The organism is Pseudomonas folii (genome assembly GCF_014357575.1).
Lineage (GTDB): Bacteria > Pseudomonadota > Gammaproteobacteria > Pseudomonadales > Pseudomonadaceae > Aquipseudomonas > Aquipseudomonas folii.
On the sequence record NZ_JACONW010000049.1, the window covers coordinates 1 to 25,460 of the forward strand.

Consider the following 25,460-nt stretch of genomic DNA (forward strand, 5'->3'; position numbering starts at 1 on the left):
CAGGGTAATGGACCGGTTTTGCTGGATCAGGATTGAACAATCCAGTCGTGGGACCGGCTTTAGCCGGGAAAAGGCCGGGACGTTCAAATACATCTCTGTCGTCAGAAATGCAGCCTTCCCGGCTAAAGCCGGTCCCACATCGCCTGCTCTAAGGCAAATCAATCTCCACCAACCGCCCCGCCAAAGCCTTGGCCTGCAGCGCCACATCAGTCACGGCCGTACTCTCCCACCACAGCCCCCGCAATGGAGGGCCCATGGCGAATAGCCGGTCTGATACCCGCCCTTGCGCATCCAGCACTGCCCCGCCGTGGTCGGCGGCGATGCCCAGCGCCAGGGGGCCAGGTTGAATCAGTCCCCTTGCCAAGAGTTGTCGAGGCAATGGCCGATCCACGCGTCGCCAGTCGTATTCGATGCCCGTGGAATTGATCAGCGCGTCCCCCACAACCGTTGAAGACACAACCTGACCACGGCGTCGAATGCGAATCTGCAACTGGCCTGTCGGCAAGACCTCAAACCCTTGCAACGAAGCGGCCTGAATTGTCGCCCTTCCTTCATCGATCAGTTGCTCAAGCAGTGCAGCACTCAACGGTGGAGAGCGATGGTGATGACTCTCCCACCATGGCCGCACATGCCTCACGAACTGGCGGCGCTGCACATCCGTGGCCTGACTCCATAACCGGCCAATGTTGGCCCGCACGGTATCCAGGGGGGCTTGCCAGTCGACTCCGCTTTCAATCGCTTGCGCGCATTGCTCACGCACTTTACGCAACAACTGCCGAGGACTGCGGAGGGTGTGATCTTCGTCAAGAAAGTTCCCCCAGGCGGGCGGCTGCCGACGCACATGAGGCAGCAACCCATGCCGGGAAAATATATCGATAGGCCCGCAATGCCCTGACTGTTGCAACGACACCACCGCATCGACCATGGTCAGCCCGGAACCAATAATCAGCACCCGCGCCTGCGGATCGAGTTGCCGCATCGCGCTGACGTCCCACGGATCTACCGCCGCAGCATTGAGTCCATTGGACTGCCGTTGCGGGGTACGCGACGCGGCGTACATGCCCGTGGCTAAAACCGCAAATCGCCCGTGCAAAGACTGATCGTCAGCCAGACTCAGCGTCACCCCATGTGCATGGGTCTCAAGGTCGACCACTTCGCCCCGCACATGCTCGACACTTGAGCCGTAAACCGAGCCAACTGATCGAGCATCGGCCAGACGCTGCTGCACGTACAAACCAAAAATACCCCGTGGCGGAAACAGCTCGGCCACCGGCACATCCTGCTCAAAGGACTCGGGCCAGCCACCGTCGGCGATGAATTGCGTCAGCCATTGGGTCAAGTCGTCAGCATTGTCCGGGTCAACGCTCATGCGTGCCGCGTTGCCATTGAGGGTATGGCCCAACTCCGTGGCGCTGTAGGCCTCGCCCCGGCCCAGCTCACTGCGCGTTTCAATGATCGAGACGCGTCGCTTGCCCGGCAAGCGCAGCAACTGCACCGCCAGCATACTGCCGCTCAGGCCGCCGCCAATGATCAAAACGTCAGCCGGGTGTTTGTCGCTGGAACTCATAGATCAGGTTCGCTCTTCTAAAATCTCAAGCCGGGGTCGACATCAACAGCACGTACGATGCACAGCCCGTGCCCACGGCCCTGTCCCACTATTCACGAGCGATCAGCCGCGCGCCGTTATTGAATAAGCTGCTGGTCCAACACAACTGTTGATTCACTGTTTGCCACGCAACAGCTCACAACACGACGTTACGGACGAATCGGACCCGGACCTGCCCGTCGTTGCGATAACTGTGGGCCTGGTTGCTGGCAAACATGAAAAACTCCCCCGGACCGACTGCCTGTGTGCGCTCCACCAGAATGACCGTCAGTTGCCCTTCGACCACATAAACCTGATCACTCCAGCCATCAGGATCGGCTTCGGACTGATACGCCTCACCCGGCTCCAGACAGAACTCCCACAGTTCGACTTCACGCCTGGCCGTGGCTTTTGCCAAAAGGACGGCGCGGCTGCCCGGTATCGATCCGGCCCAGGCCACTTCGTTAATGCGGCTCGGGTCACGATGTTCAGGAGCCTGAATCAGATCGCTGAACGCTACATCCAGTGCTTCGGCCACACGATCAAGCGTCGCAAGGCTGACGTTTTTCTCCCCCGCCTCAATGGCCACCAGCATGCGCCGACTGACCCCGGATTTTTCTGCCAGCGCGGTCTGGCTCATGTCCTGCCCGTTGCGCAGCCGTCGCACGTTTTGACTGACGTGCTGCAAGACCGGGGCGCGTTGCGAATTATCGTTGCTCAATATTTTATTCTCTCGAAATAATTGCGCAGTATACTGCCCAGCCTTCAAACTCAGGTCGATGTATTACGCAAGCCTGTCAACGCCAGTGAGAAGCATGAAGTCTACCTCTATCACGCCCCGTATCAGCAAAGCTGAAATTGTACTGATCCTGATCACCCTGCTGTGGGGCGGCACATTCCTGATCGTACAACACGCCATGACCGTCAGCGGGCCGATGTTTTTCGTAGGCCTGCGCTTTGCAGCGGCCGCCATCATCGTCGCCTTGTGTTCATTAAGCGTGTTGCGCGGCATCACCTTGCTTGAAATAAAAGCCGGGATCGCGATCGGGGCGGCCATCATGCTTGGCTACGGATTACAGACCATCGGTTTGCAGACTATTCCCAGCAGCCAGTCAGCTTTTATTACTGCGCTTTATGTTCCTTTCGTACCGCTGCTGCAATGGCTGGTCCTGGGGCGTCGGCCGGGGTTGATGCCCAGCGTGGGAATCTGCCTGGCCTTCACCGGGCTGATTTTGCTGTCGGGGCCCTCGGGAGCAAGTCTGCAATTCAGCGCGGGGGAAATCGCCACCATCATCTGCGCGATTGCAGTGGCTGCTGAAATCATCATGATCAGTGCTTACGGCGGCAAGGTGGATGTGCGCCGGGTCACAGTGGTGCAACTGGGCACCGCCTCGTTGTTGTCATTCCTGATGATCGTCCCGACAGGCGAAGCCCTGCCGGATTTTTCCTGGATGCTGGTCATCAGCGCGGTCGGTCTCGGGGCCATGAGCGCGGTGATTCAGGTGGCCATGAACTGGGCACAGAAAACCGTTTCCCCCACCCGTGCCACGGTGATCTATGCCGGTGAGCCGGTATGGGCCGGCATTTTCGGTCGTCTTGCCGGTGAGCGCCTGCCTGGCGTTGCCTTGCTTGGCGCAGTGCTCATCGTGGCGGCAGTGATCGTCAGTGAAATGAAACGCCGCACTGCATCCACTACGGCATCCACTGAAGAACAAACCGGAACCGACCCGGTGTTTAAAGAAACTGATTAACACGCGAAAAATCCCGCTATAAATAAACAGAACTCAGCTTCTGCCTACAAGGTCTGTAGGATTCTGCGACACCTTGGCGTTTGGTGTTACACAGTCCAGCACGTATGATCCTTGACATTTCCCTGCAGATTAGAAGCCTATGTCTCTGATAGTTCTACTGCTTCTGCCTTTCATTGGCAGCTGTCTGGCGGCATTTTTGCCGCACAACGCGCGTAACGCTGAATCCATTCTCGCCGGCCTTGTGGCCGTTACCGGCGCGATTCAGGTTGCCTTGTGGTACCCGCAAATCGTCGACGGCGGCGTGATCCGCGAGGAATATTTCTGGTTACCCAGTCTGGGGTTGAATTTCGTCCTGCGTATGGACGGCTTCGCCTGGATGTTCTCGATGCTGGTGCTGGGCATCGGCACGCTGGTTTCGTTATACGCCCGCTATTACATGTCCCCGGATGATCCAGTGCCGCGCTTTTTCGCGTTCTTCCTGGCCTTCATGGGTGCCATGCTGGGTCTGGTGATTTCCGGCAACCTGATTCAAATCGTGTTCTTCTGGGAGCTGACCAGCCTTTTCTCGTTTCTGTTGATTGGCTACTGGCACCATCGGGCAGACGCTCGACGCGGTGCTTATATGGCGTTGATGGTCACCGGTGCAGGCGGTCTCGCGCTATTGGTCGGCGTCATGCTGCTCGGTCATGTCGTAGGCAGCTATGATCTGGATCGCGTACTGGCCTCCGGCGAGGCGATCCGCGCCCATGGGTTGTACCCGGTCTTGTTGACCTTGATCCTGATCGGCGCATTGAGCAAAAGTGCGCAGTTCCCGTTCCACTTCTGGCTGCCCCACGCGATGGCCGCGCCGACGCCGGTATCGGCTTATCTTCACTCGGCGACCATGGTCAAGGCTGGCGTGTTTTTACTGGCGCGTTTCTGGCCTGCCCTTTCCGGCAGCGAACAATGGTTCTGGATCGTCAGCGGTGCAGGTGCCTGCACCCTGCTCATCGGCGCCTACGCAGCGATTTTCCAGAACGACCTCAAGGGCCTGCTGGCCTATTCGACCATCAGCCACTTGGGTTTGATTACCCTGCTGCTGGGCCTGAACAGTCCACTGGCAGCGGTCGCAGCGGTCTTCCACATTCTTAACCACGCGACCTTCAAGGCCTCGCTGTTTATGGCCGCGGGAATTATCGACCACGAAAGCGGCACGCGGGACATCCGCAAACTGAGCGGACTGGTCACCCTGATTCCCTACACCGCGACGCTGGCCATGGTTGCCAGCGCGTCAATGGCGGGCGTACCCCTGTTGAACGGCTTCCTGTCCAAGGAAATGTTTTTCGCTGAAACGGTATTCGTCAGTTCCTCCGCGTGGGTTGAGACGGCTTTGCCGGTGATTGCCACCATCGCCGGGGCATTCAGTGTTGCTTATTCATTGCGTTTCACCGTCGATGTGTTCTTCGGTCCGAAAGCGACCAATCTGCCACACACACCCCACGAACCTCCACGCTGGATGCGTGCGCCGGTAGAATTTCTGGTAATTGCCTGTGTGATCGTCGGGATCTTCCCCTCGCAATCCGTGGCGCCGTTGCTGGCTGCTGCAGCACAACCGGTCGTAGGCGGCACACTCCCTGAGTACAGCCTGGCTATCTGGCATGGCTGGAACGCCCCGATGATCATGAGCCTGATTGCCATGGCTGGCGGCGTGCTGCTCTATCTGTTGCTGCGCAATTCGTTCAAACAGAACCGCTTCACCGGCCCGCCGCTGGTACAGCGGATGAACGGCAAGCGTTTCTTCGAACGCTCGCTGGTGATCATGACCCGATGGGCACGCCGCTTCGAAAGCCGCACCAGCACCCGTCGCCTGCAACCTCAGCTATTTCTGGTGGTGCTGGCTGCACTGATCGGCGGTTTCATCCCGATGTACTTCAGTGGCTTGACCTGGGGCGACCGTCCGAAGATTCCGGGTTCGGGCGTCTTCGTCACGTTGTGGCTGATCGCAATCGCCTGCGCACTGGGCGCGGCCTGGCAAGGCAAGTACCACCGTCTGGCCGCGGTGATTATGGTCAGTGTCTGCGGGTTGATGACCTGCGTGACGTTCGTCTGGTTCTCGGCACCTGATCTGGCCCTGACTCAACTGGTGGTGGAAGTGGTCACCTCGGTATTGATCCTGCTGGGATTGCGCTGGCTGCCGCGACGTAACGAAAACGTGGCGCCTTCGGTCAGCAGCCGGGTGCGCGCACGAAACCGTCGGGTTCGCGACTTCATTCTGTCGGCCCTGGTCGGCGCTGGCATGGCGTTGCTGTCCTACGCGATGCTGACACGTGCGACGCCTAACACAATCTCCTCGTTCTACCTCAGCCGTGCCATCCCGGAAGGCGGTGGCAGTAACGTGGTGAACGTGATGCTGGTGGATTTCCGCGGTTTCGACACCTTTGGCGAAATCACCGTGCTGGCGGCTGTGGCCTTGACTGTGTTTGCCCTGCTGCGCCGTTTCCGTCCGCCCAAGGAAAGTATTCCGTTACCCGCCCAGCAACGTTTGCTGGCTCCGGATGTGGTAACCGACCTGGTCAACCCGCGCAGCGCCAGTGATACCGCGCTGGGCTTCATGATGGTTCCGGCGGTACTGGTGCGCCTGTTGCTGCCGATTGCTGTAGTGATTTCGATGTACCTGTTCATGCGTGGGCACAACCAGCCGGGTGGTGGTTTTGTCGCCGGACTGGTGATGTCCGTGGCCTTCATTCTGCAATACATGGTCGCTGGCACGCAGTGGGTCGAGGCTCAGATGAGCCTGCGGCCATTGCGCTGGATGGGCACGGGCTTGTTGTTTGCGATTGGCACAGGTCTGGGTTCGATGTTCCTGGGCTATCCATTCATGACCACTCACACCGCGCATCTGGATTTGCCGTTACTGGGCGATATCCACGTCGCGAGCGCGCTGTTTTTTGATGTGGGGGTCTATGCAGTTGTCGTGGGATCGACACTGCTGATTCTCACGGCACTGGCACACCAATCGGTGCGTAGCCACCGCCCTACTTCGCTGCCTAAACCGGTACCGAACCCCATCGCCGACATCGTCGCCGCACAACAAGGAGCCTCCTGATGGAAGAAGTTATCGCGATCGCCATTGGCGTACTGGCGGCCTCGGGCGTCTGGTTGATCCTGCGTCCGCGGACTTTCCAGGTGGTCATGGGCCTTTGCCTGCTGTCCTACGGCGTCAACCTGTTTATCTTCAGCATGGGCAGCCTGTTTATCGGCCGTGAGCCGATCATCAAGGACGGCGTTCCTCAAGACCTGCTGAATTACACCGACCCGCTGCCGCAAGCACTGGTGCTGACCGCCATCGTGATCAGCTTTGCCATGACCGCGCTGTTTCTCGTGCTATTGCTGGCGTCCAGAGGGTTGACCGGCACTGACCACGTTGACGGCCGGGAGCCCAAAGAATGACGTTGATGAATCAACTGATTGTTGCACCGATCCTGCTGCCATTGCTGACTGCCGCGATCATGCTCTGGCTCGGCGAGAAACATCGCCCGCTCAAAGCGCGGATCAATCTGTTTTCGAGCATCCTCGGCCTGGCCATATCTGTAACCTTGTTCATGTGGGTACAGAAAACCGGCACCACGGGCTCGATCGGCGTGTACCTGCCCGGCAACTGGGAAGTGCCGTTTGGTATTGTGCTGGTGGTTGATCACCTGTCGGCAATGATGCTGGTGCTGACCGGCATCGTCGGGGTGTGCGCTCTGCTATTCGCCCTGGCTCGCTGGGACCGCGCAGGTTCGAGCTTCCACGCCCTGTTTCAGATTCAACTGATGGGCCTGTATGGGGCATTCCTGACCGCTGATCTGTTCAACCTGTTCGTGTTTTTTGAAGTGATGCTCGCTGCGTCCTACGGCTTGATGCTGCATGGCTCCGGCCGCGCTCGTGTTTCGGCGGGTTTGCATTACATCGCGATCAATCTGCTGGCTTCTTCGCTGTTCCTGATTGGCGCAGCCTTGATCTACGGCGTGACCGGCACACTGAACATGGCTGACCTGGCCATCAAGATTCCGCAAGTGCCTGAGGCCGATCTGGGTCTGCTGCACGCCGGCGCTGCGATTCTTGCGGTGGCGTTCCTGACCAAGGCTGGCATGTGGCCGCTGAATTTCTGGTTGGTGCCCGCCTATTCTGCCGCCAGCGCGCCGGTGGCAGCCATTTTCGCGATCATGACCAAGGTGGGTATTTACACTCTGTTGCGGCTCTGGACCTTGTTGTTTTCAGTGCAGGCTGGTCCGTCGGCATTTTTCGGCGGCGACTGGCTGATCTACGGCGGTATGGCGACGATCCTTACCGCAGCGGTGGCGATCATCGCGGCACAACGCCTGGAGCGGATGGCGGCACTGAGCATTCTCGTTTCGGCAGGCATCCTGTTGTCCGCTATCGGTTTCGCCCAGCCAAGCCTGACGGCGGGCGCGCTGTTTTATATGGTCAGCTCGACCCTTGCACTCAGCGCGATGTTTCTGATCGCAGAACTTATCGAACGCTCGCGCTCAGCCAATGAGTTACCCCTGGAAGACGATGCCGACCAGTTACCGCGGACAGTGGAGTCCTTGAACCCTCCGCCAGGCACCAACCTTGATGACCAGCAGAAAGCCGTGGTCGGTCAGGTAATTCCCATGACCGTGGCATTCATCGGTTTGAGCTTCATCGCATGCGCCTTGCTGATCATTGGCATGCCGCCGCTGTCGGGATTCATCGGCAAACTGACGCTGCTCAGTGCGCTGCTTAATCCACTGGGACTGGATGTGGCGCAGGACGAAACGATTTCGACCCAGGGCTGGTTGTTGGTGGGTTTGCTGATTTTCTCTGGCCTCGCTTCGCTGCTGGCCTTCTCGCGGGTCGGCATCCAGCGCTTCTGGACCCCACAGGAGCGCCCTTCGCCACTGCTGCGTCGCTATGAATGCGTGCCAATCGTGATCCTGCTGGGCTTGTGCATCACGCTGACGTTCCAGGCTGAACCGCTGCTGCGCTACACCCGTGACACGGCTGCGGCGCTGCACGAGCCTAAACAGTACATCCAATCGGTAATGGCCACCCGGCCACTGCCTGGGCCGGTCAGTGACACAGCAGTATCGGCGGTGCAACCATGAAGCGTTATTTCCCTGCTCCGTGGTTCTCTCTGGCACTGGCCGTGCTGTGGCTGGTGTTGAATCTGTCGGTCAGTCCCGGCAACCTGATTCTCGCTGCAGTGCTGGGCTTCCTGGCTCCCCTGCTGATGTCTCCACTGCGCCCGTTGCCTGTGAGCATCAAGCGCCCGGGCGTTATCTTCAAACTGTTTTTCCTGGTGGGTCGCGATGTCATTACTTCCAACCTGGAAGTCGGCTGGAGAGTCTGGAATGCAAAGCGACGCCCGCCGCGCTCGGCGTTTGTAAAAGTCCCGCTGGACCTGCACAACGCCAATGGTCTGGCAGCCCTGGCCATGATTACCACGGTCGTTCCGGGAACAGTCTGGTCCGAACTTGCACTGGATCGCAGCGTGCTGCTCATGCATGTTTTCGACCTGGAAGATGAGGCGCAGTTTATCGAGCACTTCAAAACCACCTATGAGCGCCCGCTGATGGAGATTTTCCAATGAGTGCCTTGCTCGGCAATGCCATTCTGGTCAGCTTGTTCATCTTCGCGCTGGCCATGGTCCTCACCCTGATTCGCCTGTTCAAGGGCCCTTCGGCTCAGGATCGGGTACTGGCTCTGGACTACCTGTACATCATCGCCATGCTGATGATGCTGGTACTGGGCATTCGTTATGCCAGCGATACTTATTTCGAGGCGGCGTTGTTGATTGCGCTGTTTGGCTTTGTCGGCTCTTTTGCCCTGGCCAAATTCCTGCTGCGTGGAGAGGTGATCGAATGAATTCGACAGTGGTCCTGCCCTTCTGGGTCGAAATCCTCACCGCCGTTCTGCTGGTCGCCAGCAGTCTGTTCGCCCTGACCGGCGCTCTGGGCTTGCTGAGACTGAAGGACTTTTTTCAACGCATGCATCCGCCTGCGCTGGCCTCGACACTGGGTGCCTGGTGCGTTGCGCTGGCTTCGATTGTGTACTTCTCGGCGCTCAAGTCAGAACCGGTCATCCACGCATGGCTGATTCCGGTGCTGCTGGCTATCACCGTCCCGGTGACTACCCTGCTGCTGGCCCGCACCGGGCTGTTTCGCAAGCGCATGGCCGGCGACGATGTGCCGCCAGAGGTCAGCAGTCAGCAAGGTGACTCCAGCGGCAGCTGAGTGGCTGCCGGCCGGACTTACTCGCTGGCCTTGAAGGTCAGCTCGCCTTTGCGCCACTTCGCGGCTTTGGTGGTCGCAGTCTTAAGGGTTTTGGTCAGTCCGCCCTGCAACTGTTCATGGGCTGCAAAGACCATCAAGATGCTCTGACCTTCCTTGAACACGATGCCGTGACCTTCAGGAATATCTACATAGGCATATTCGCCCAGACCATAGACCGTCAGTTTGATTTCGCGAAATTTGATTTCAAACTTCCCGCCTTCACGGCTGGGCAATACGGCTGCACGGAAATGATCGCCGACCTTCAGCTCAAGCCGCGGCTTGTCGTCGACTACCAGTGCCGTTTCAGTATCGATTTCAGCAATGTAAATGCCTTCAGCTGACTGCTCGCAGACATAAACAAAACGGGACTGGAACTGTTTTACCAACTTCGCCCGCAGATCACCAAGCACGAACAGCGCGTGTGTCTCCAGATTACTTACTGCCAAAGTTAAAACCCCCAACTTGAAAATGATCCCGCCCGAAGACAATCGGGCGGTCAGAAAAAGCTACCGCTACCTTGTTGTAGCGCATCAGACGGGCAGTTCCCTTGCGCTCTCTTGAGCAATTGCAGACACATGGCGCCGCCAACCCAGGCTCGGGGTGCTTGTGCAGAGAACATCGACGATACCGAAAGCGCAATGAGCGCTGGCATTCGGGTGATTCTACCGGGTGAAGACGCCTGCCGCCTATATCCGTTTTGTGCATATCGACAGATGCAGTCAATTCAGACAACAAGAACAGCACCGTGAACAGCCCTTCAGGGCACATTCCTACTCTAATCTTCATGCGGGACGACAGAGCATTCTTCATTGTCGCGACTAAAGGCGGCCAGCGACCATCAACAACTGCCATACTCGCCTACATCAAGAATGCTGTCCTGCGCACGCAAGCTCAGGTCGAAAGCAACTCGTCATCCAGGGGAAGGTAATCAGTGACTGAATTTGATATTGGCGAATTTTTTATCTGGGGTGAATCCAGAGAAGTAGAAGGTGAGTTTCAGGCTGTCATCGTCATGCGCGCCAAGCAATCCGTGAACACCATTTCCTATCACCAGGTGGAAAAAGACCGCTGGTTCAAAACCGCGGAGCTGGCAGCCACTGCGGCCCAGCAGTCAGCCAGGGAGCTGAAAGAGGCAGTCGATGCAGGAGCACTGAACGCCTGACGCTATTTGCTTCGAACTCTTGGGTCATGGATGTGCTCAGATACTTTACGCAGCTTCAAGCGTGCAACCGACAGATCGGGTCAAGCCCGCCGAGGAGATGATATGGATTTGGAAACACCGACCCTGGCCACCTTGTTTGAACAACTGGGACTGGATTCAGATCAAGAGAGCATCGACGCATTTGTCGATGAACATGGCCCGCTGCCTGACGACGTCAAGGTATCCGAGGCGGAGTTCTGGACACCTCAGCAAGGCAAATACCTCAAAGAGACATTGCTGCTTGACGACGACTGGGCTCCGGTAGTTGACGAGTTGAATGCGCTGCTCCACGCAGCCAAATAAGCTCTTGCCTGAACAATGGCTCCGCTTTACCGGAGCCATTGTTTTTGATGCTATACGACCTGCACAGGGACTAATCTCTTCCCTCCTGATTCGGCCAACGAATCCGCCCCCCACTTTGCGGTGCATGCACGAACAGCGCATCGTTGAATTTGTGACGGCTGTGGATCAATGCATCCCAGTGCGCAGATCGATGTATGTAACGATGACGCAGCATTTGTTCCTCCTCCGCATCAAGTGAGTAGGCAGCGCCTCGCGCGTGGGCAATAAGCTTGCGCGCGATACCTTGCAGTTCAGGCAGGATCAGAAATTCCTGTGAACCAGGGATGGGATTGAAGGGTACGCCTTCATCACACGCAAGCGCATGCATGACCCGCAGGTAGACTCTGGACAGGTGCCCGAACACCTGACGCTGCAAGCAAACTGCTGCCATCACCGCTTTACCGCCTCCTTTGTTGTAGGGGCTCTTGGTCGGGCGCTCCTTGCAGGTGATCGACAGTGAAGCCTCAGGATCGCGTGGATCAATCAGCGCAGCTCGATCCATGCCCTTCATTTCCGCGAGGGACTGTTGCCAGGCCTGGGTCGACTCCTTCGGCGTGTCGCTTTCCACAAAACTCCAGATCGGGCGGGTCAACAGCACTTTCTCGGTCATTTGCGGATGGTAACCACCGCCAATATCCGAATGCGCGCCAGGCAGCACAACCTCCATTGGCCAATGTGGCAGAACACTGTTCAGCGCAAAGTTGCGGCGCTCTTCATCGCGGGCGACAAGATGCAACACCTTATCGGCGCACCCGGGGGGCAAGTAGAGATTCACTTTGTCGTTATGGGAATCCCCAAGACTGCCCATGTCCCGAATACTGCCGACTGCCGCCACAGTATCAAACAGACCGATCACTTTCACTTTGACGCTGTTGTTATGCCAGGAAAAGCCAGGACTCAGTGGTACACGACGCCGATTGAGCATCGGTTCCAGCATCCCTTTATCTTGCTTGAGCACCTCATTGACAAAATGCCTGGCTGCGGCAGCACCACGACTGAAACCAAAGACATCCAGTTCCAGAGTGTTGATAAAACAACCAGGGTTGTGCTGAGAAAACGCCGTCAAGAGCGCGCCGAGCTTGTCGACAGCCCTTGAGACTTTGGCAATGACACCGGTTCGACCACGGCCAAAGCTTTGTCCAGGCCAGACCGAGTCACGGCCACCCGATATCGTGCCTATCCCGCTGACATAAATCGGCCAACAGACTTTGAGGCCATCCCCCCGATTAGTGGCTACGGGTCGATTGCAATAGAGACCTGCCAGCTTGGCGATATTACTGAAATCATTGCTGTAGCTGCTGTTCGGATCGCCATGCCGTCCACCACATTCAGCAATATGTTTATTCCCGCTGACCTCTGCCATTGCTCGGCAATCAGCTCCAACCTGGCTATTGCTTCGATTATTGCCTGTGCCGTCAAAAAACACGCCAACGCGTACAGTTACTCCCAGTGTTGCAGCACCTGACGCGCCCTGTGCAGTCAATACAATCCTTGTATTTTTCATCACATATCCGCCTATTAGCGCAGCTGATAATCAAGCTGCGTTTAAATCAATTAAATAACCTTGATATAAGCAGCTTGCTCAGTAATAGGCTTTCGTCAACTCAGGCACAGCACTTTCAGAAAACTCCTACAGCCCTGAAAGATAGAAAACAACAAAGTCTTACAATAATAAAGATTTTGTACCTAAGACCCTTTTGTTAAAAGCGTGATTTCCAATCGTCTATTTGAAAAACGCTGCAAATCAGCTTTGCGGCTTATAGCCCAGGCGCAGACCGCCCCAATGGCGCCCTTTGACCATGATGGGCACTGACAAGTCATGCATCAGTTCACCCGTGTCGCGGGTATAGGTCTGTAACAATACCGCTTGCTGGTGACTGCCACAGCGGATACCCGTGCGATCATCAAACTTGCGCTTGCTGCGACTTTTCACTGTATCCACAGCCACATCTCCCGTCAGCGGTTGACTGAACGCTTTGTTATGGGTGGGCACATAACCCTCGGGCGTGCAGGCAATGACGAAGACCAGGCCATCATGACGCGACAGAATAGGCTCCTGGATTGCAGGCAGGACGTCATCGGTGTAACGGTCAAAACGGGTCTGAAACTTGGCGGGCCGGGTATTGGCGACTGGTTGATAGCTACGGTCGAACAAGTCATTCATCGTGATTCGGTTTGCGTCGACATCCGCTTCGAATTTTGCCGCAATCTGACTCGCGCCCTCACGGGCCAGGTCATAGACACGCTGGTGGTAGTCGTCCAGTCCGACCTCCGCCAGGCGCTCACTGATCGTTTCAGCCTGGCCTTCCATCTGTACCGCAGCGTCAGCCAGTTTGCGCGTCTGTTCGTCGCTGATCGCCAGATCGCTGCGCATCTGCTGTACCGCAACAAACAAGCTGGAAAGTTGCTCCTGATTGGTCTCGGCACCCTGAGCAATTTCGCCTATTTGAGATTCAACCCCGGCCGCCAGCCGGGCAATGGTCTCAAGGTGCTGGCCGGTAAGCTCGACCTGGTCGACTCCACTGTCCAGATCGGACGACAACTGACGAATCTGCTCAACCACTTGCACAGTGCGCTGCTGAATATCGGCGACCATCTGCCCGACCTCTTCCGTTGCACTGGCGGTACGTCCGGCCAGGCCGCGGACCTCATCGGCGACCACAGCGAAACCGCGGCCATGCTCTCCCGCCCTCGCCGCCTCGATGGCTGCGTTCAGGGCCAATAAATTGGTTTGACTGGCGATGGATTGAATCACCAGCGTCACGCGCTGGATTTCCTCGCTGCGCTGGCTTAGCGCTTCGATCAACTGGCGACTGCTGACTGCACGCTCGCTGAGTGAGTGCATACGGGTGATGGACTCGCCCAGCACACCTCGCCCAGCGTCGCTGCTCTGCCGCATCTCTATGGAAGCGTCGAGCGCCAGCTGACTGAGCTGAGCGGTCTGTTGCTCGGTCGCGATCATGACATCGGCGCTGGAGACAATCTTCTCCGCAGCACTGAGCTGCGACTGCAGCCTGCTGGCCAGTTGTTTCACGGAAAATGCCACACCCGCAGCCGATAAAGCGTTACGGCTGGTAGAACGCGACAAGTCGCGGGTCAGACGATTGATTTCGGCGCGTCCGTCCTGCGCTTTCGCAGGCTGGGACCTGTCGGAAAACAAGCGCGGCAACCAGATAAGCAAAAGCGCCAGTGGCAACGCAAGATAGGTCGACACCTCTACAAGCCCCATGGCGATGAACAGGCACCCCAGGGCGAGACTTTGTAATGCAGGTATCAACCACGCACGCAGCGTTTTGCCAGATGCGTTCCCGGGCGGTTGCTCAGGCGTTGAATTGACCACAGTTCCGTTTGCGACCATTTGCGTTACCCCGTCATGCTTATCTTTATTGTGTCTGCATTAGACGCCAGATAAAGGCTTTTCGCCATGACTCAATAATGCATTCTGCGGCCTAACGGATAAGCGACAACGTTGCGTTGAAGAGCAGTTACTGAAAAAAGGGTGATTGCGCGTGGGCGATCAGAAGAGCGAGGGATATCACAGGAGGGAATGAAACCGAGATGGGCAACTCACGTCGCCGAACAAACAGGCGGCGGGACCATAAGGCCCCACCGCCCTGCGTGGTCAGGCTTGACGCTGATGCTTGTCGATCTGCTCGTGACGCTCTTGCGCCTCGATGCAATATTTGGTGGTCGGACTGATCAACAGGCGCTTGAGACCAATCGGCTCGCCGCTGTCGTCACACCAGCCAAAGCTGTCATCGGCAATGCGTGACAACGCCATTTCCAATTGTGGAAGCATGCGCTGATCGCGATCGATCACATTGACCAGCCAGTGACGCTCTTCTTCAACTGAAGCAGCATCGGCAGGATCAGCAGGTGTATCCAGGCTCTCGATAGCAATGCGGCTCTGCTCGATGCGCTCGTGGATTTCAACCTTCATACCCTGCAACAGCTCGACGAAGAAAGCATGCTGTTCGGCATTCATGTAGTCATCGGCCGGCATGGCCAGCAACTTTTCCTTTGTCATTGATTTCTCTATAAAAAAAACGTGCATTAAGGCGAATTAAGGAGCGGCTCTGCGTTGCCGTAAAAGCGCCATAGTCTCCAAGCGCCACCTGGCACTCAATTTACGAGGGGCGGCAGTCTAAGGCCGCCTTGGGCAGTCGGCAACTCATTTGCTAAACAAGCGCCAATTAGCCGACAAATAAACGTCAGCCATCGCCGCGCATCATTAAATCCGGCACAGCAAAAAGGGCCCGGATTGGCCCTTAAGCAGCGATTCGACAGCGTCTTGGCCAGCTCGTGCGAACAGAGTTGTGCTAAATGACGCCCACTTCCTTGATGATTCCCCCGAATATAAGCGCCAATGGCCATCAAGGTAAAGCCATTCGCCATTAGGTAGGGGTATGCCTGAGGCCTATAAAGCGACGACTCGCCCTTCCAGTGCACTCAATCGCGCTGCATCGAGCACCTTTGCTGACGCGACCGCGTCATGCGGGTTGACCGGATTAAGTCCCTCACCTGCCAGCGCAGCCTGTAGCTGTTGATAAAACGCCAGCCAGCAGCCCTGCTCAGTGGGCACACGCTCACGCAGCTCACCTTGCACAAACCAGCCCCATCGCTGCTGATCTTCAACACCCCAGCGCGCGCCTTCCGACTTTGGCGTCAGCCCCGCCAGAGCAGCTTCTTCCTGACAGTCCAGGCCCTCGACGGTGTAACAGCCTCCGTTTCCGCTGACCCGGAATCGCGGGCCGGGCGCGTTTTGCAGACAACTGCCCCACAAATGCGAGACCACGCCACTCGCATGGGTCAGGGAGACAAAAAACTGATGATCGAAAGGCTGATCAGGAGCCGAGAAATCCAGCTCTGCATAAACCCTCGCCACCGGCCCGAACAGCACCAGCGCTTGATCCACCAGATGACTGCCCAGATCGCGCAACATGCCACCACCTGCGGCCTTGCCTACCGATTTAGGCGAATAGCGCTCAACCCGGGATTCAAAGCGGGTGATTTCACCCAGTCTCCCCTCGTCGATCAGTTTGCGCACCGTCAGAAAGTCTGAATCCCAGCGCCGGTTCTGGTAAACGCTGAGCATCACCCCTTTACGTTCGGCCAATTTCACCAACGTCTGAGCCTGCGCCGCATCGGCGGCAAAGGGCTTGTCGCTGACCACCGCAATTCCTGACTCAATCGCCTCACGGATCAAGTCGGGCCTGGAAGCCATGGGTGTAGAGATCGCAACCGTATCCACACCAGCAGCGACCAGGTCGGCCAGGCTATCAAACGCCTGGGCTTCAGGATGATCCTGAGCAAGCTCGGCTCGACGTTCTGCAGATCGAGTAACGACGCCAACAAAGGTCGCCTCTCGCAGACTGGCGATCAGCGGCGCGTGAAAATAGCGTCCACCCTTGCCATAGCCGACTAAGCCAATACGCATGAAATTCTCCTTCTGATCCAGAAAAACCACCTTAAACGAATAAGCACCATGGTCAACCCAGGAAAATACCTATACAACAATCGTCACGCGTACAATTATTTGTACAAAGAGGCTCATTGCCATCTATGATGGTATCGATGCCAACGGATGTGCATGAGGGCGGCCGCAACCCTCTCGACCAGGGAACAGGATCATGCGATTTGTCCTTAGCGAGCCTGCCGATCATGCTATTCAACTCTGCAAAAAAAGAATTGTCAGTTCTCCAGCAAATCATTGACCGCCAGGCGAGCCTGCTCAAGGCCATCGACCGCTCAATGGCCGTCATTGAATTCGATACCCGTGGCGTGGTGCTGAGCGCCAATGAAAACTTTGTGAAAACAATGCGCTGTCGAGCCGAAGATATCATCGGCAAAGAACACAAACGGTTTTGTACACCCGCCTACGCCCGCAGCGCTGAATACCAGCAGCTGTGGTCGCGCCTGCGCGCCGGTGAGTTCGTCTCGGGCACGTTCCTGCGGATGACCGGTGACGAGCAACAGGTCTGGCTGGAGGCCAGCTACAACCCGATCAAGGACGAATCGGGCAATGTGATCAAAATCGTCAAGTACGCAATGGATGTCACCGCGAAGGTCGAAGCGGACTGTGAAGCAAGAAGCAAACTGGCGGCCCTGGACCGAGCCATGGGCGTAATCGAATTCGACCTCAATGGCCAGATTCTGCGTGCCAACGACAACCTGACGCGACTGCTTGGTTATCGGGAAGCCGATCTGATCGGTAAAAATCACCGCATTCTGTGCCCGCCAGAACTGACCAGCAGTGACGAATACCGTGACTTCTGGCAGCAATTGAATCGGGGCGAATTTTTCAGCGGGCAGTTCAAAAGGATCGGTCGCAACGGCAACGCTTTATGGCTGGAGGCCAGCTATAACCCCGTATATGACGCCAATGGCAAATTGTTCAAAGTAGTCAAATTTGCTGCAGACATCACCTCACGCGTTGAACAGCACGAACGTGACGCCAGCAGCGCCGCACAGGCGTATCACATCTCGGTCGAAACACAGACAGTCGCCGAACAAGGCACTTTGGTGATTCATCAGGCTGCCGATGAAATGCGCCAGATATCGTCGAGCATCGAGGCCTCCTCGCGCATCATTTCCCAACTGGGAGAGCGCTCGGAGCAGATCACAACCATCGTCAACACCATTCGCAGTATCGCCGAGCAAACCAACCTTCTGGCTCTCAATGCTGCCATTGAGGCTGCACGGGCAGGCGATCAGGGGCGCGGCTTCGCGGTCGTGGCAGACGAAGTCAGGCAACTGGCCGGACGTACCAGCCGCTCCACCGCCGAGATATCCGAAATGATCGGCATGATTCAAACCGAAACCCAGCAGGCGATTACCAGCATGAGTCACACCCGGACCAACGCTATCAAAGGCGTAGACCTGGCAGATCAGGCCGGTTCGGTCATTGTCCGGATCAGTGAAGGCACCAGTAATGCTGTGGATGCGGTGAGAGCGTTTGCGCAAGATGCAAGGCGTTGATCTCGACTCTCGCATTCGCCGGAGATCTGTAGGAGCTGCCGCAGGCTGCGATAGCGTTATATGCAAGTGAGTACATGGCGGCCTTCGGCAGTTCCTACAGCCAATCGTTTGCTGCAAGACCGCGCGGTGCCATGGTCATCACGGCGGCCCCAACAGGAAAACTTCCACCGAAAGACGAATAAAAAAAGGCCGCTCAATGAGCGGCCTTCTTTATTGGCGCACGATCAAACCATCAGAAGCGTTCGATCTTGGCCTTGCTTTCCAGCTGTGCACGGTAAGCAGCGAAATCCTGCTGACCGGCACGCGACGCCAGGAAGCGACGGTACTGGGACTTCTCTTCATCTGTTGCTGGCGTAGCCTCGTTGACGCCATTGAGGCGCACGATCACGAAACTGCCATCGGCCAGCGAAAGGCTGGTGAATTCCGGCTTGTCCTTGCCTTCAGGCTTGGGCATGCGGAACAACGCTTGCAGCACGGCAGGATCGACACCTTCCTGACCGCGAGTAACCGCTTCCATCACCTTCCAGCTCTGACCCTCCTGCTTGGCAGCCAGCGGAGTCTTGCCGTCGCGCAGACCCGCCAACAGCGCTTCGCCTTTGGACTTGACTGCTTCGGCAGCGTGATCCTTGACCAGCTTGGCACGAATCGCAGTGGCTACAGCTTCCAGAGGCAGCTGTTCAGGCATGCGATGTTCCTTGGAGCGGACCACCAGAATGGTTTCAGGATCCAGTTCCAGTGCGTTGCTGTTGGAGCCCTCTTCCAGCACTTCGGGGCTGAAAGCTGCCTGAATGACCGCACGGTTGGCCGTCAGGCCTTCACCACCTTCACGACCGAATGGTGCAGTCGTTTGCACTTTCAGACCCAGCTCCTGAGCTGGCTGAGCCAGATCGGATGCTTCGAACGCCGAATCTTCGAGTTGCTTGGCAGCCTCGACGAAACGTTGCTCGACTTGCTGCGACTTCAGATCGTTGGTCAGTTTTTCCTTCAGGCTGGCAAAGCTCGGCACTGAAGGCGCTTCAACGCCCAACAGCTTGATCAGGTGCCATCCGAAATCGCTGCGCACCGGTGCCGACACTTGATCCTTGTTCAGCGCATACAGCGCCTCTTCAAAGGCTGGATCGTAAACACCCTTGCCTGCATAGCCCAGATCCCCCCCCTTGGATGCCGAACCCGGATCCTGAGAGAACTCTTTGGCCAGCGCCGCAAAATCTTCGCCCTTCGCCAGACGCTGTTGAATTTCTTCAATCTTCGCCTTGGCCTGCTCGTCAGTCATCTTGTCGTTCACATCGATGAGGATGTGCGCGCCACGACGCTGCTCGGCGAGATTGGCAATTTCCTTCTGATAGGCCGCCTGCAAATCTTCGTCCTTGACCTTCACCTTGTCGAAGAAGTCAGACTTCTTCAGCTCGACGTAATCAAGCACCACTTGCTCGGGGCTCATGAACTCTTTGGCGTGTTCGTCGTAGTGAGCCTTGACTTCGTCGTCGGTCACTTTGACAGCCGAAGCATCGGCCTTCAGGGTCAGCGAAGCGAAATCGCGCGTCTGTTTTTCCAAACGGGCAAAAGCATCAACCTGAGCGTCGGTGACAAACGCGCTACCGGCGACACCGGCACGAACCTGACCGATCAGCATTTCCTGAGCCAGCATCTGGCGGAACTGCATCCGGGTGAAGCCCAACTGGCGGATCACCTGGTCGAAACGATCAGCGCTGAACTTGCCGTCTACCTGAAATTCAGGTGTCTGCAAAATCTGCTGATCCAGCGCAGCTTCCGAGAAAGAGAACTTCGCGTTGTCCGCACCCTGAAGCAACAGCTTGCGATCAACCAGCCCCTTCAGCGCCGAGTCATGAAGCATTTTTTCATCCAGCAGAGCAGGATCGAAATCCTTGCCCAACTGCTGCACCAGCTGACGCCGTTGCATATCGATCGCCTGGCTCAGCTCGGTCTTGGTGATTTCGTCACCGTTGACCTTGGCAGCATCCTGAGCGGTACTGGTTGCGGTAAAAATCGCATCGAATCCAGTCAACGCCATCAATGCGATGATGATTCCGATAATGGTCTTGGCAATCCAGCCTTGTGAATTGTCCCTGATGTTCTGCAGCATGCGTCCCCCAAAACGGTTGTACTGACTAACCAACCGCGGAGCGTGGGTAGAAAGCGGATAGAAGAAAGGCGCATCCGAGGATGCGCCTTCTCGTAACTGGCGAAGCGGACGGGGCTGAAACCCACGACCCGGGTGTGTCAGGCCGGATTCATACCAGCCGCACTACCGCTTCGCTGCCGATACAGAGTGAATCCTGATCGGTTGGGCAAAGGCTTTGAGAACTTAGTTGACAGCTTCTTTCAGTGCTTTACCGGCTTTGAAACCTGGTTTTTTGGCAGCAGCGATTTCCAGCGTCTTACCCGTCTGAGGGTTGCGACCGATGCGTGCTGGACGATCAGTAACGGAGAAGGTACCGAAACCAACCAGTACAACGGAGTCGCCAGCCTTGAGAGCGCCAGTGACGGATTCGATTACTGCGTCCAGCGCACGGCCAGCAGCAGCTTTCGGGATATCAGCGGATGCGGCGATAGCATCAATCAGTTCCGACTTGTTCACTCTAAGTCCCCTTATCTCTATTTTGAGTATGTTTCTAAGTTTTTTTGGTGTAGCAAAAACGAGCGCTGAATGGCCTACAGGCGCTTAGAAGAGCCGCTTTATAACAAGGGCTCCAAAAAGCTGTCAAGAAAGGCCGTCCAGACTAATGCGTGCTAATTCTTTCCTTAGAGTCAGACTCGCGCTTTTCATCCTTCGCAACCATCTCGGGAGCGACATCCGGCAAGGGCTCCGGCGCGTATTGCAGCGCAATTTGCAGGACTTCGTCAATCCATTTAACCGGCTTGATCTGCAAGTCCTGCTTGATGTTGTCCGGAATCTCTTTCAGATCGCGCACGTTTTCCTCTGGAATGATCACCGTTTTGATACCGCCACGGTGTGCAGCCAAGAGTTTTTCCTTGAGGCCGCCGATCGCCAGAACCTGTCCGCGAAGGGTGATTTCACCCGTCATTGCCACGTCAGCGCGCACAGGAATCTGTGTCAATGCAGAAACCAGGGCCGTGCACATGCCTACGCCTGCGCTAGGGCCATCTTTAGGGGTGGCCCCTTCCGGCATGTGGATGTGAGTGTCGCGCTTCTCATGGAAGTCCAGAGGGATTCCCAGGCTCTTGGCGCGGCTACGCACAACCGTCAGCGCAGCAGTGATCGATTCGACCATCACATCACCCAGCGAACCGGTTTTGATCAACTGACCTTTACCTGGCACTACTGCGGCTTCGATGGTCAGCAATTCGCCACCTACCTGCGTCCACGCCAGACCGGTCACCTGCCCGATCTGATCCTGCTGCTCGGCGAGACCGTAGCGGAATTTACGCACACCAAGGAAGTGCTCGAGCATCTCGGCGGTTACGCGAACTGCGAAGCGTTTTTCCAGCGCGTGCTCTTTGACCGCCTTGCGGCAGACCTTGGCAATCTGACGTTCGAGGCTACGCACGCCCGCTTCACGGGTGTAATAACGCACGATGTCGCGAATCGCTTCCTCGTCGAACTCCACTTCGCCTTTCTTCAAGCCGTTGGCCTGCAGCTGTTTCGGCGAGAGGTACTTGACGGCGATATTGATCTTCTCGTCTTCGGTGTAGCCCGGCAAACGGATGACTTCCATCCGGTCCAGCAACGCCGCCGGGATGTTCATCGAGTTCGCGGTGCACAGGAACATCACGTCTGAAAGGTCGTAATCGACTTCCAGATAATGGTCGTTGAAATTGTGGTTCTGCTCCGGGTCCAGCACTTCAAGCAATGCAGAAGCCGGATCGCCACGCATATCGCTGCCCATCTTGTCGATTTCATCGAGCAGGAACAGCGGGTTGCGGACACCCACTTTTGTCATCTTTTGAATCAATCTTCCTGGCATCGAACCGATATAAGTCCGGCGATGACCACGAATCTCAGCTTCATCGCGCACCCCGCCCAGGGCCATGCGGACAAATTTACGGTTGGTCGCGCTGGCAATGGACTCGGCGAGAGAGGTTTTACCCACACCTGGCGGCCCTACAAGGCAGAGAACCGGACCGCGAATTTTCTTCACGCGCTTTTGCACCGCGAGGTATTCGAGGATGCGTTCTTTGACTTCCTCCAGACCGTAATGGTCGGCATCAAGGATGTCTTCAGCGCGAGCCAGATCCAGACGAACCTTGCTCTGCGCCTTCCAAGGCACCTGAACCAGCCAGTCGATGTAGGAACGAACCACCGTGGCCTCTGCAGACATCGGCGACATCTGCTTCAGCTTGTTCAGCTCGGCAGTGGCCTTGGTCAGAGCGTCCTTGGGCAGACCAGCAGCATCGATGCGCTTCTTCAGCTCTTCGATTTCGTTGTGGCCTTCCTCACTGTCGCCAAGCTCTTTCTGAATGGCCTTCATCTGCTCATTCAGGTAGTACTCGCGCTGACTGCGCTCCATCTGCTTTTTGACGCGACCACGAATGCGCTTCTCAACCTGCAACAGGTCGATTTCTGCGTCCAGCAACGCGAGCACATGCTCAACGCGCGCTGGCAGATCAATGATTTCGAGGATTTCCTGCTTCTGCTCGATTTTCAGCGCCATGTGCGCCGCCATGGTGTCGACCAGACGACCAGGCTCATCGATGCTGTTGAGTGAAGACAGGACTTCAGCCGGGACTTTCTTGCCCAACTGAACATATTGTTCGAACTGCGCCAGAAGGCTGCGAACGAACACTTCAGATTCACGATCAGGCGCATCGACCTCATCGATCAGAGTAACTTCGGCCCGGCAATGGCCATCAACTTCGATAAAGCGATCAACGGATCCGCGCTGCTCGCCTTCGACCAGCACTTTGACAGTACCGTCAGGCAGCTTGAGCAATTGCAATACGGTTGCAATGGTGCCGACGTTATAAAGAGCGTCTTCACCAGGATCATCGTCAGCAGGATTTCTTTGTGCGAGCAGCAGGATCTGCTTGTCGCCCGTCATCGCCGCCTCAAGGGCTTCGATAGACTTCTCGCGCCCCACGAACAGCGGGATAACCATGTGCGGATACACCACAACATCGCGCAATGGCAAGAGAGGCAATTCGATGGTCGTTTTCATGATTTCGCCTCTACGGCGGCCATGTGGCCGTGGACTGGAATGAGCTTGAGTCCAAGATGGGGGTAGACACCTGAAAAAACAAGCCTTTAAGCAGGAAATGCAAAAGGGGCCCGAAGGCCCCTTCTTTACTCATGCAGCAGTATCACTCACGCGTCGGGCGCAACCTTGGCAGGCGGCTCGCTGTTTTCGTAGATCAACAGCGGCTTGGACGTGCCTTCAATCACGCTTTCGTCGATCACCACCTTGCTCACATCAGTCTGCGATGGAATCTCGTACATGGTGTCGAGCAGAACGCCTTCGAGGATGGAACGCAGGCCACGTGCACCGGTCTTGCGCTCAAGCGCACGACGAGCAACGGACTTCAGAGCGTCGGTACGGAACTCGAGATCCACACCTTCCATTTCGAACAGCTTGGCGTACTGCTTGGTCAGCGCGTTTTTCGGCTCGGTCAGAATCTGCATCAACGCAGCTTCGTCCAGCTCGTCCAGCGTTGCCAGAACCGGCAGACGACCCACGAACTCAGGGATCAGACCGAACTTGACCAGATCGTCAGGCTCGACTTCACGCAGGGATTCGCCAACCTTCTTGCCTTCTTCCTTGCTGCGCACTTCTGCGTTGAAGCCGATGCCGCCTTTGGTGGAACGGTTTTGAATAACCTTTTCCAGACCAGAGAACGCACCACCGCAGATGAACAGGATGTTACGGGTATCAACCTGAAGGAATTCCTGCTGCGGATGCTTGCGACCACCTTGAGGCGGAACGGAAGCGACCGTGCCTTCAATCAGCTTGAGCAGGGCCTGTTGCACGCCTTCACCGGAAACGTCCCGGGTGATCGACGGGTTATCAGACTTGCGTGAGATCTTGTCGATCTCATCGATGTAGACGATGCCCATCTGGGCTTTTTCTACATCGTAGTCGCACTTCTGCAACAGCTTCTGAATAATGTTCTCCACATCCTCACCCACATAACCCGCCTCAGTGAGGGTGGTTGCGTCGGCGATGGTGAATGGAACGTTCAGCAAGCGGGCCAGTGTTTCGGCAAGCAGCGTCTTACCCGAGCCTGTCGGGCCGATCAGCAGGATGTTGCTTTTGCCGAGCTCGACGTCGTCGTTCTTTTTGTCACGCTGATTCAGACGCTTGTAGTGGTTGTACACCGCTACGGCCAGAACCTTTTTTGCACGCTCTTGACCAATGACGTACTGATCAAGGATGCCGCTGATTTCTTTAGGCGAAGGCAATTTATGCGCGCTGCTCTCGGCCTGTGCTTCCTGCACCTCCTCGCGGATGATGTCATTGCACAGGTCGACGCACTCGTCGCAGATAAAGACCGAGGGGCCGGCAATCAACTTACGTACTTCATGCTGGCTTTTGCCACAGAAGGAGCAATAGAGCAGCTTGCCGTTGTCCTCGCCGTTGCGGGTGTCAGTCATTCGTTCGATCCAAATCCGATAGGCTTGCAACACAAGATGAAGGCTATTGCGGGCTTTTTCAAGCCCGCAAGTGATCAGAGCAACCGACCAACCTTATTTGAGGTACTTAATTAAGCGGGACGCTGACTGATGACTTCGTCGATCAAGCCGTACTCACGAGCGGCTTCTGCACTCATGAAGTTATCGCGGTTGGTGTCACGCTCGATCTCTTCCAGAGTGTGCCCGCTGTGCTTGGCCATCAGCGTGTTGAGACGCTCACGAATGAACAGGATTTCCTTGGCATGGATTTCGATATCCGAAGCCTGGCCCTGGAAACCGCCCAATGGCTGGTGAATCATCACACGGGAGTTCGGCAGGCAGAAACGTTTGCCCGCAGCGCCCGCGGTCAACAGGAACGCGCCCATGCTGCACGCCTGACCGATGCACGTAGTCGATACGTTCGGCTTGATGAACTGCATGGTGTCGTAGATCGACATGCCAGCCGTCACCGAACCGCCCGGTGAGTTGATGTAAAGATGGATATCCTTGTCCGGGTTTTCCGCTTCAAGGAACAGCAGTTGCGCGCAGATCAGGTTGGCCATGTAGTCTTCTACCGGACCTACCAGAAAGATCACTCGCTCCTTGAGAAGGCGCGAATAGATGTCATAGGCGCGTTCGCCACGGGCGGACTGCTCGATAACCATCGGGACCAGGCCGCCGGCGGCCTGGATGTCAGAGTGCTGCTGAATATAAGAATTGCGGGACATGTCTCGCATTC

The 25,460-nt window shown here is 56.6% G+C and carries 20 protein-coding genes and 3 pseudogenes; 11 read left to right on the forward strand and 12 right to left on the reverse strand.

The genetic code is table 11. The features are described 5' to 3' along the window. Positions 1–148: 148 nt before the first annotated feature. Together H8S59_RS12390 and H8S59_RS12395 are read right to left on the reverse strand one after the other, a co-directional pair. Positions 149–1,567: an FAD/NAD(P)-binding protein gene (locus tag H8S59_RS12390; RefSeq protein ID WP_187521597.1), complete on the reverse strand. Its 1,419-nt coding sequence runs from the start codon at positions 1,565–1,567 to the stop codon at positions 149–151. Positions 1,568–1,742: 175 nt separating this feature from the next. After that, entirely contained in the window at positions 1,743–2,306 is a 564-nt protein-coding gene (locus H8S59_RS12395) for a helix-turn-helix domain-containing protein (RefSeq protein WP_095100598.1), read from the reverse strand. Positions 2,307–2,400: 94 nt separating this feature from the next. On the opposite strand from H8S59_RS12395, the gene H8S59_RS12400 reads away from it, so the two are divergent. The 7 genes from H8S59_RS12400 to H8S59_RS12430 all read left to right on the forward strand — a co-directional run bounded on the left by H8S59_RS12400 (position 2,401) and on the right by H8S59_RS12430 (position 9,575). Further along, positions 2,401–3,336 carry a DMT family transporter gene (locus H8S59_RS12400; RefSeq protein ID WP_187521598.1) on the forward strand — a complete coding sequence of 312 codons (936 nt, stop codon included), beginning with the start codon at positions 2,401–2,403 and terminating at the stop codon, positions 3,334–3,336. 139 nt (positions 3,337–3,475) lie between these two features. Continuing rightward, a complete protein-coding gene (locus H8S59_RS12405) occupies positions 3,476–6,421 on the forward strand; it encodes a monovalent cation/H+ antiporter subunit A (RefSeq protein WP_187521599.1) in 2,946 nt (981 codons plus the stop codon). Next, positions 6,421–6,765: a Na+/H+ antiporter subunit C gene (locus H8S59_RS12410; protein ID WP_027899368.1), complete on the forward strand. Its 345-nt coding sequence runs from the start codon at positions 6,421–6,423 to the stop codon at positions 6,763–6,765. Before H8S59_RS12405 ends, H8S59_RS12410 begins: the two co-directional genes overlap by 1 nt. Continuing rightward, the gene (locus tag H8S59_RS12415; RefSeq protein ID WP_187521600.1) at positions 6,762–8,447 is read left to right on the forward strand and encodes a monovalent cation/H+ antiporter subunit D; all 1,686 of its coding nucleotides are present in this window, start codon (positions 6,762–6,764) and stop codon (positions 8,445–8,447) included. The genes H8S59_RS12410 and H8S59_RS12415 overlap by 4 nt, the downstream gene beginning before the upstream one ends. After that, positions 8,444–8,932, forward strand: coding sequence for a Na+/H+ antiporter subunit E (locus tag H8S59_RS12420; RefSeq protein WP_095100606.1), 489 nt, complete (start codon positions 8,444–8,446; stop codon positions 8,930–8,932). The genes H8S59_RS12415 and H8S59_RS12420 overlap by 4 nt, the downstream gene beginning before the upstream one ends. Continuing rightward, the gene (locus tag H8S59_RS12425; RefSeq protein WP_095100608.1) at positions 8,929–9,207 is read left to right on the forward strand and encodes a K+/H+ antiporter subunit F; all 279 of its coding nucleotides are present in this window, start codon (positions 8,929–8,931) and stop codon (positions 9,205–9,207) included. Before H8S59_RS12420 ends, H8S59_RS12425 begins: the two co-directional genes overlap by 4 nt. Next, positions 9,204–9,575: a Na+/H+ antiporter subunit G gene (locus H8S59_RS12430; RefSeq protein ID WP_095100610.1), complete on the forward strand. Its 372-nt coding sequence runs from the start codon at positions 9,204–9,206 to the stop codon at positions 9,573–9,575. The genes H8S59_RS12425 and H8S59_RS12430 overlap by 4 nt, the downstream gene beginning before the upstream one ends. A gap of 17 nt (positions 9,576–9,592) precedes the next feature. Here the strand turns inward: H8S59_RS12430 and H8S59_RS12435 are convergent, their stop codons facing one another. Beyond that, complete coding sequence (locus H8S59_RS12435) at positions 9,593–10,060, reverse strand: hypothetical protein (protein WP_095100905.1); 468 nt, start codon at positions 10,058–10,060, stop codon at positions 9,593–9,595. Between the two features lie 485 nt (positions 10,061–10,545). Between H8S59_RS12435 and H8S59_RS12440 the strand changes: the two genes are divergently transcribed. Both H8S59_RS12440 and H8S59_RS12445 read left to right on the forward strand, forming a co-directional pair. Continuing rightward, on the forward strand, positions 10,546–10,776 hold the full coding sequence (locus tag H8S59_RS12440; protein WP_095100612.1) for a hypothetical protein: 231 nt from the start codon (positions 10,546–10,548) through the stop codon (positions 10,774–10,776). A gap of 102 nt (positions 10,777–10,878) precedes the next feature. After that, on the forward strand, positions 10,879–11,118 hold the full coding sequence (locus H8S59_RS12445; RefSeq protein WP_095100614.1) for a DUF2789 family protein: 240 nt from the start codon (positions 10,879–10,881) through the stop codon (positions 11,116–11,118). A gap of 70 nt (positions 11,119–11,188) precedes the next feature. Here H8S59_RS12445 and H8S59_RS12450 read toward each other — a convergent pair whose 3' ends face one another. The 4 genes and pseudogenes from H8S59_RS12450 to H8S59_RS12465 all read right to left on the reverse strand — a co-directional run bounded on the left by H8S59_RS12450 (position 11,189) and on the right by H8S59_RS12465 (position 16,594). Further along, positions 11,189–12,661 (reverse strand): T6SS phospholipase effector Tle1-like catalytic domain-containing protein, encoded by a 1,473-nt coding sequence (locus H8S59_RS12450; protein WP_187521601.1) that lies wholly within the window; start codon positions 12,659–12,661, stop codon positions 11,189–11,191. A gap of 240 nt (positions 12,662–12,901) precedes the next feature. Further along, positions 12,902–13,921, reverse strand: a pseudogene (locus tag H8S59_RS27300) (methyl-accepting chemotaxis protein); the annotation flags it as partial. Positions 13,922–14,779: 858 nt separating this feature from the next. Further along, positions 14,780–15,184, reverse strand: a complete 405-nt coding sequence (locus H8S59_RS12460) for a TraR/DksA family transcriptional regulator (protein ID WP_027897818.1) — start codon at positions 15,182–15,184, stop codon at positions 14,780–14,782. A 390-nt stretch (positions 15,185–15,574) separates the two neighbouring features. Then, on the reverse strand, positions 15,575–16,594 hold the full coding sequence (locus H8S59_RS12465; RefSeq protein ID WP_187521603.1) for a Gfo/Idh/MocA family protein: 1,020 nt from the start codon (positions 16,592–16,594) through the stop codon (positions 15,575–15,577). Positions 16,595–16,818: 224 nt separating this feature from the next. On the opposite strand from H8S59_RS12465, the pseudogene H8S59_RS27305 reads away from it, so the two are divergent. Both H8S59_RS27305 and H8S59_RS27310 read left to right on the forward strand, forming a co-directional pair. Then, positions 16,819–17,592 (forward strand): annotated as a pseudogene (locus H8S59_RS27305) (PAS domain-containing protein); the annotation flags it as partial. Between the two features lie 108 nt (positions 17,593–17,700). After that, positions 17,701–18,135: pseudogene (locus H8S59_RS27310) on the forward strand (methyl-accepting chemotaxis protein); the annotation flags it as partial. 232 nt (positions 18,136–18,367) lie between these two features. Here the strand turns inward: H8S59_RS27310 and H8S59_RS12475 are convergent. From H8S59_RS12475 to clpP, 5 genes are all read right to left on the reverse strand, one after another. Then, complete coding sequence (locus tag H8S59_RS12475; RefSeq protein WP_187521605.1) at positions 18,368–20,239, reverse strand: SurA N-terminal domain-containing protein; 1,872 nt, start codon at positions 20,237–20,239, stop codon at positions 18,368–18,370. 222 nt (positions 20,240–20,461) lie between these two features. After that, entirely contained in the window at positions 20,462–20,734 is a 273-nt protein-coding gene (locus H8S59_RS12480) for an HU family DNA-binding protein (RefSeq protein ID WP_002552737.1), read from the reverse strand. A 142-nt stretch (positions 20,735–20,876) separates the two neighbouring features. Continuing rightward, the gene (gene lon, locus H8S59_RS12485) at positions 20,877–23,273 is read right to left on the reverse strand and encodes an endopeptidase La (protein ID WP_095100626.1); all 2,397 of its coding nucleotides are present in this window, start codon (positions 23,271–23,273) and stop codon (positions 20,877–20,879) included. Between the two features lie 146 nt (positions 23,274–23,419). Continuing rightward, complete coding sequence (gene clpX / locus H8S59_RS12490; protein WP_027897814.1) at positions 23,420–24,703, reverse strand: ATP-dependent Clp protease ATP-binding subunit ClpX; 1,284 nt, start codon at positions 24,701–24,703, stop codon at positions 23,420–23,422. Between the two features lie 110 nt (positions 24,704–24,813). Continuing rightward, the gene (clpP, locus tag H8S59_RS12495; RefSeq protein WP_095100628.1) at positions 24,814–25,449 is read right to left on the reverse strand and encodes an ATP-dependent Clp endopeptidase proteolytic subunit ClpP; all 636 of its coding nucleotides are present in this window, start codon (positions 25,447–25,449) and stop codon (positions 24,814–24,816) included. Positions 25,450–25,460 lie beyond the last annotated feature (11 nt).

Coding starts and splice junctions, on each gene's coding strand:
- H8S59_RS12390 (WP_187521597.1), bottom strand. CDS start 1,567: ATGAGTTCCAGCGACAAACACCCGGCTGACGTTTTGATCATTGGCGGC.
- H8S59_RS12400 (WP_187521598.1), top strand. CDS start 2,401: ATGAAGTCTACCTCTATCACGCCCCGTATCAGCAAAGCTGAAATTGTA.
- H8S59_RS12405 (WP_187521599.1), top strand. CDS start 3,476: ATGTCTCTGATAGTTCTACTGCTTCTGCCTTTCATTGGCAGCTGTCTG.
- H8S59_RS12410 (WP_027899368.1), top strand. CDS start 6,421: ATGGAAGAAGTTATCGCGATCGCCATTGGCGTACTGGCGGCCTCGGGC.
- H8S59_RS12415 (WP_187521600.1), top strand. CDS start 6,762: ATGACGTTGATGAATCAACTGATTGTTGCACCGATCCTGCTGCCATTG.
- H8S59_RS12420 (WP_095100606.1), top strand. CDS start 8,444: ATGAAGCGTTATTTCCCTGCTCCGTGGTTCTCTCTGGCACTGGCCGTG.
- H8S59_RS12425 (WP_095100608.1), top strand. CDS start 8,929: ATGAGTGCCTTGCTCGGCAATGCCATTCTGGTCAGCTTGTTCATCTTC.
- H8S59_RS12430 (WP_095100610.1), top strand. CDS start 9,204: ATGAATTCGACAGTGGTCCTGCCCTTCTGGGTCGAAATCCTCACCGCC.
- H8S59_RS12445 (WP_095100614.1), top strand. CDS start 10,879: ATGGATTTGGAAACACCGACCCTGGCCACCTTGTTTGAACAACTGGGA.
- H8S59_RS12450 (WP_187521601.1), bottom strand. CDS start 12,661: ATGAAAAATACAAGGATTGTATTGACTGCACAGGGCGCGTCAGGTGCT.
- H8S59_RS12460 (WP_027897818.1), bottom strand. CDS start 15,184: ATGACAAAGGAAAAGTTGCTGGCCATGCCGGCCGATGACTACATGAAT.
- H8S59_RS12465 (WP_187521603.1), bottom strand. CDS start 16,594: ATGCGTATTGGCTTAGTCGGCTATGGCAAGGGTGGACGCTATTTTCAC.
- H8S59_RS12475 (WP_187521605.1), bottom strand. CDS start 20,239: ATGCTGCAGAACATCAGGGACAATTCACAAGGCTGGATTGCCAAGACC.
- lon (WP_095100626.1), bottom strand. CDS start 23,273: ATGAAAACGACCATCGAATTGCCTCTCTTGCCATTGCGCGATGTTGTG.
- clpX (WP_027897814.1), bottom strand. CDS start 24,703: ATGACTGACACCCGCAACGGCGAGGACAACGGCAAGCTGCTCTATTGC.
- clpP (WP_095100628.1), bottom strand. CDS start 25,449: ATGTCCCGCAATTCTTATATTCAGCAGCACTCTGACATCCAGGCCGCC.